The sequence below is a fragment of the Thalassolituus sp. UBA2590 genome (assembly GCF_002339775.1).
Classification (GTDB): domain Bacteria; phylum Pseudomonadota; class Gammaproteobacteria; order Pseudomonadales; family Oceanobacteraceae; genus Thalassolituus.
In genome coordinates, this window is sequence record NZ_DDKU01000106.1 from 1 (window position 1) to 5,655 (window position 5,655).

At 51.6% G+C, this 5,655-nt stretch carries 3 protein-coding genes; all 3 read left to right on the top strand.

Going from position 1 to position 5,655, the window contains the following annotated elements; translation table 11 throughout:
* Positions 1-1,050: flagellin (locus tag B2067_RS09455; RefSeq protein ID WP_301388250.1), on the top strand; the 1,050-nt coding region annotated here is incomplete at its 5' end.
* A gap of 79 nt (positions 1,051-1,129) precedes the next feature.
* Entirely contained in the window at positions 1,130-1,513 is a 384-nt protein-coding gene (locus B2067_RS09460) for a flagellar protein FlaG (RefSeq protein ID WP_301388251.1), read from the top strand.
* 94 nt (positions 1,514-1,607) lie between these two features.
* Positions 1,608-5,564: a flagellar filament capping protein FliD gene (gene fliD, locus B2067_RS09465; RefSeq protein WP_301388253.1), complete on the top strand. Its 3,957-nt coding sequence runs from the start codon at positions 1,608-1,610 to the stop codon at positions 5,562-5,564.
* Positions 5,565-5,655: the final 91 nt, after the last annotated feature.

Below are 5,655 nucleotides of genomic sequence, written 5' to 3' on the forward strand. Positions count from 1 at the left end.
GTAAACGGTCTGGAAGACGGTGACTTGCTGATCAACGGTGTAACCATCGGTGCAGCGGATGTGAATGCCGACAAGGCATCTGCAACCGTATCCTCTGACGGTGCACGTATCCTGTCCTCTGAGAAGTCTCAGTCTGCTATCGCGATCGCCGCTGCGATCAACGAAGTAGCCGATGAGACCGGTGTATCTGCTGAAGTGAACGCAACTGAGGTTGTGGGGGGCGACGGCAAGAGCATCGACCTGTCTCAGTTCGAAGAAGGTGACCAGGCTGGTATCTATGTCAATGGTGTTGAAGTCGGCACAGTGACCCTACAGACCGATGGCGGCGGCAACCTTGACTCAGACCGTGCACGTACGGACGCTCTGAACCTGATTAACCAGAACGCGGGTAAAACAGGTGTTACTGCGGTCGACAACGGTGTTTCTCTGACGCTGACTGCTGCAGATGGCCGTAACGTCTCTATCGCGATTGATGATAAGTCTGGTGCCAACGCCTCTATTGGTGCAGTAATGGGGCTGGACGCTAAAGTAGATGGTATCGGTGAAGCGACCTTCGGTGCAGAAAGTGTATCTGGTGCGGCGACCTCTTCTGAGGCAGCAACGTACGAGACTACCTACGGCACAGTGAAGCTGAGCTCTGCGAAAGAGTTCACCCTGGAAGGTGGTGCTAACGGTAACGCTGAACTGGATGCGATTGGTCTGGAAACGGGTACTTACGGTGGTGGTGAAGACGGTCAGTTCCTTGCTGACATCGACATCTCGACCTTCGAAGGTGCTCAGGCTGCAATCACCGCGATCGACAACGCAATCGGTCAGGTGGCGAGCCAGCGAGCCGACCTTGGTGCGATTCAGAACCGTCTCGAATCTACAGTGAGCAACCTGCAGGTGACCTCTGAGAACCTGAATGCTGCGAACTCACGGATTCAGGATGCCGACTTTGCGGCCGAAACCGCGGAGCTGTCACGTACTCAGGTACTGCAGCAGGCTGGTATCTCGGTACTGGCTCAGGCCAACGCAGCTGGTCAGCAGGTTCTGTCTCTGCTGGGATAAGGTAAAGGGTAAGATGGGCTGGTTGACCAGCCCACTTTTACTGACTCAGATACTGATTCAGATACCATAGAGGTGAATTATGAACGAGCTGAGAAATAACATGATGGATAAGTCCGCTGCGGCGTCCACTGTCAGCGTCACCCAGGGTCAGTCTGCTAAGGTTAACGTCAGCGCTGATATCAGCGCTACCAGCGGCAAGGAATTGCCGCAGGGTGCCGAAGCCCGGGCAGAAGTGAGTTCAGACAAAGTGCGTGACGCTGTTTCCCGTATCAATGAATACGTGCAACAGACAGAACGGACTCTGGACTTCAAACTGGATGAAAACAGCGGTAAGACGGTTATCAGCGTCTATGATAAATCATCTGCGGAACTGATTCGTCAGATCCCCAGTGAGCTGGCCCTGGAGCTGGCGCAGAAATTGAATGATGAAGAGCCATCTTTATTGTTCAGTGCGCAAGTGTAACGGTTAAGTAAACCGCTCTAAAAAGAGACCCGCACTGGCCGATAAGGTAAGTGTGGGTTTTTTTATGGCTGCAAATCAGCAGTGAGAGGATTGTATGGCATCGATAGAATCGTTAGGTCTGGGCTCAGGTGTACTGACTACCGACCTCGTCGAGCAGATCATTGGCGCTGAGAGGGAAGTCAGTGAACTCCGTCTTGATCGCCGTCAGGAACTGATCGAGGCCAAAATCACTGCATATGGCGAAATCAAATCTCTGATGTCGACCATGCAGTCGTCTGTTAACAACCTCGCATCGCCGAGTGCGGCCGGTGCGACACTCGCTACTTCCAGCAACGAAGATATTCTGACCGTTACTACCTCAACGACTGCCGATCCAGGTAATTACAGTGTCGAGGTTTTGAATACGGCAAAGTCGCATTCACTGGCGACAGGCACATTTAATAGTTTTGACGAAATTGTGGGTACCGGCGAGCTGACTTTCAGCTTTGGTACCAACAATTATGATGCCGTCACGGGCGACATTACTGGTCAGGACGTGAATACCGATCGGCCGACCCGTACCATCACGATTGACGAATCTAATCGCACCCTGAGCGGTATTCGTGATGCGATCAATAACGCTAATATGGGCGTCTCAGCCTCAATCATTAACGATGGCAGTGGTTACCGTCTGCTGATGACGAGCGACGATACGGGTTCCAGCAACGCCATGCGGATTGAAGCACGCGACGAGGGCGGTAACCTACTGACCAATGGCCTGGCGTCGATGGCGTTTAATGAGCTTCAGGCTGGTCCTGATAATCTTGAACAGACAAGCCGCGGCGAAAATGCGCAGCTCAGAGTGAACGGCCTTACGATCACCCGAGAAAGCAACAGTGTTGATGAGGTGATTAAAGGCGTGACCATTAACCTGAAAAGTGCCGATGTCGGTACTCAGGTAAGCATTGGTGTGACACCAGATACCGATACGCTGAGCGAAAACATTCAGGGCTTTGTTGATGCCTACAACAATCTGAAGCAGTTTGTTGACGACCTGTCATCCTACGATTCAGACAGTCAGCAAGCAGGCTTACTGTTGGGAGATTCGACCATTCGGACCATGCAAAGCCAGATCCGATCGCTGATTTCTGAGCCTATTGCAGGGCTGAATGGTGAATATCGCTCGCTGACAGAGCTGGGTGTAAATACGAATCGTAATAACGATTATCTACTTGAGTACGACCCATCGGTATTCCGTAAAGCCATCAATGAAGAGCGTTCATCTATCGTTGGTATTCTGGCGAAGTCCGGTATAACCAGCGATAGCCAGATCACCTACGTGAACGACTCCATCAATACCAAAGCGGGCAGTTATGGTGTTGAAATAACGCAACTGGCGACGCAGGCAAAATACACATCAGCATCTCTTGGCCTGCTGGATTTTGCGTCTCCTGTCACTGTCGACAGCAGTAACGATACATTTACGATTAATGTGAATGGCAAAGATGCGACCGTAAATCTGACGCATGGTGATTACACCTCGGGCGATGATCTGGCGGCAGAGCTGGCGTTGCAGATCAACAGTAACGACACCCTGGTTCAGTTTGGTCACTCGGTATCGGTGGATTTCAATACCAGCAGTAATAACTTTTCTATCACGTCGAATAAGTATGGGGCTGATTCTCAGGTTTATATTAAGTCGGTGAGTGGCAATACTGCTAACACCCTTGGCTTCAGTGCGCTGGGTAGCGGTACTTACGAAGGTGGAGAACTGACGACCTTAAATGCGGCGGCGTTTGCAGGGCGGGGCGCGACGACCGACGCGGGAAGCCGCTTTCTCAATCCCGAAACCGGTATTAACTTTCAGGCAAATAATGCGACTTTCAGCCTTGATGTGGATGGCTCCGGCCCGATCGCTGTCACCGTCGATCAGAATGCTCAGGGACAGGACCTGAATGGTGACGGCACCTTCGGTGATCGCAATGATACTTTGCAGGCGATTCAGACGGCGATTGATTCGACTGCTCTCAATGGTCAGGTGCTGGCCACGTTCGATAACAATGGTTATCTGAAGTTCGAAACGACATCGGTCGGTGCGGCAAGCTCAATTGAAATTGCGTCTGTTGGCGCATCGGTTACTGATACTCAGCTCGGCCTTGATGCGACGCAGGGCGCTCAGACCAATGGTAAAGATCCCGGCCTTGATTTCCAGGCTGCGGTTAATTTTAAAGTGCAGGTGGATGGCATCGATTCTGATGGCTTTGTTTCTATTCCCGCGGGGACGTATCTGACCGGTGCTGACCTGGCGACGGAAATACAGAACCAGTTGGGCGCCACTTTAAGCACAGATCCTAATTTTGCTGGCGTTGTACGCGGCGGCGAGACAGCGACCGGTTCGCGTGACATCAGTGCCAATATCGACTTCAGCACAACAAACGCTGGGTTCCGTCTCAATGTGTCGGGCGTAGAGCAGGACATTCTTGTTAATACCGATTCCGGTGACAATGTTGCTGACGTGCAAGCAGCGCTTGATGCTGCCTATGGTGCAGGCGTAGTGACTGCATCCCTGGACGGCACCGGTCTGAAACTCAGCACAGTAGCGACCGGGCATGAGGAGTTTATCGAAGTCGTCAGTGACGGGCGTGGTGCTCAGACATCAGCGTTTGGTGATATCTCGACTGGTTTTGATTTCTCGGCACCGGGGCAGAATGCAAGCTTTACACTCACCGTGGGCGGTACGGCCATCAATGTTGACGTCACTGGTGATGGTACCTCTGGTAGCAATGACAGTCAGTCGAATCTCGTTGCCATTCAGAGTGCGCTGGATGAGGCGCTCATTGCTTCTGGTGAATATCAGGCGGGTGATGTAACAGCTGCCGTCGATGGTTCTGGCCAATTATATTTTGAGACGAATTCGAAAGAGGGCGTTAAAACCTCGGCAACTTTTGGTTCTGCAGCGAGTGTTGAGGTAAGTAATCTCGGGGGGACGGCAGCAACCTCGTTAGGCTTGTCGGCTGAAACCAGTACCAACGGATACGACGGATTTGGCATGAGCAGTGGTCGCGAGTTTGGCTACGATCTTGATCCTGCCGTCAGTTATGAATACGACCCGGAAAGTGACCTTGGGTCATTCAATATTCAGATCGGTGGTGAAGGTACCCGTGTTGGATTTACTGAACTGGATGCCGACGCCATTGCATTCCTCGGTTTGCAGGATGTGAGCCTGTACAGCCAGGATATTCCGAAAGGTCAGGACGTTGCGGGTAAAATCAACGGTGTAGAGGCGTCGGGCAACGGGCAGTTTTTACGAGCCGTTGATGGTAACGTGAAGGCGTCCCCGGGCTTTTATATTGGTGGTGAGTCTGCTGGTTTCGATACACCCGTGGTTCTCGATGCAGACAACAGCAGCTTTACGATCGAAGTCGATGGTGTTGAGGCAGAGATTCAACTGAATTTCCCAGCCACTTATATCAGCGGTTCAGCGTTGGCATCGGCAATGCAGACGGCGATCAATGACAACGAAACGCTCAAAGCGGAAGGTGTTTCTGTGAAGGTGGAATACACAGATGACACATCCTCTTTTGCCTTTAATAAATTCGGTATCATCTCCAACCGTACCGGTGCCGATTCGTCGGTGGAAATCAAAGACCTGCCGAATGACGCAGCAGACTTGTTCGGTTTTGTTCGTGGTGTAGGTGATGGTGAGCGCGGTAAGGATGCCAACGGTGAGATTGATGACGCATCTGGGATCCGTTTGAAGGTCACCGGGGGAGATATCGGATACCGGGGAGATGTTACTTACATTACCGGCTTTGGTGATCAGCTCAAAGATATCCTGCTGAACTTTCTTGATAACAGCAGCGGTACGATTACGAATAAATTGTCGGCGCTTGATCAGGACATTACCACGGTTGAAGAAGATCGCGCGGATCTTGAGGCCCGTATGGATGCTCAGGAAGCGCGTCTGAAGGCCAAATTCCTGTATAACGACTCTTTGATTCAGACGCTGAACACAACGCTGGATTACGTTAAACAGCAGTTTGATGCGCTGAATGGTAACAACAAGGATTAATTCTTCGCGAATAGCCTCCGGCTGATTCGCTCCCACCCAGAGTCAAAGTGTTTGTGGGAGCTATTCAGTCAGCTTGCCTGACTAATAGCGA

Excerpts from the sequence above, each read along its gene's own strand:
- B2067_RS09460 (WP_301388251.1), top strand. The coding sequence starts at position 1,130 with ATGAACGAGCTGAGAAATAACATGATGGATAAGTCCGCTGCGGCGTCC.
- fliD (WP_301388253.1), top strand. The coding sequence starts at position 1,608 with ATGGCATCGATAGAATCGTTAGGTCTGGGCTCAGGTGTACTGACTACC.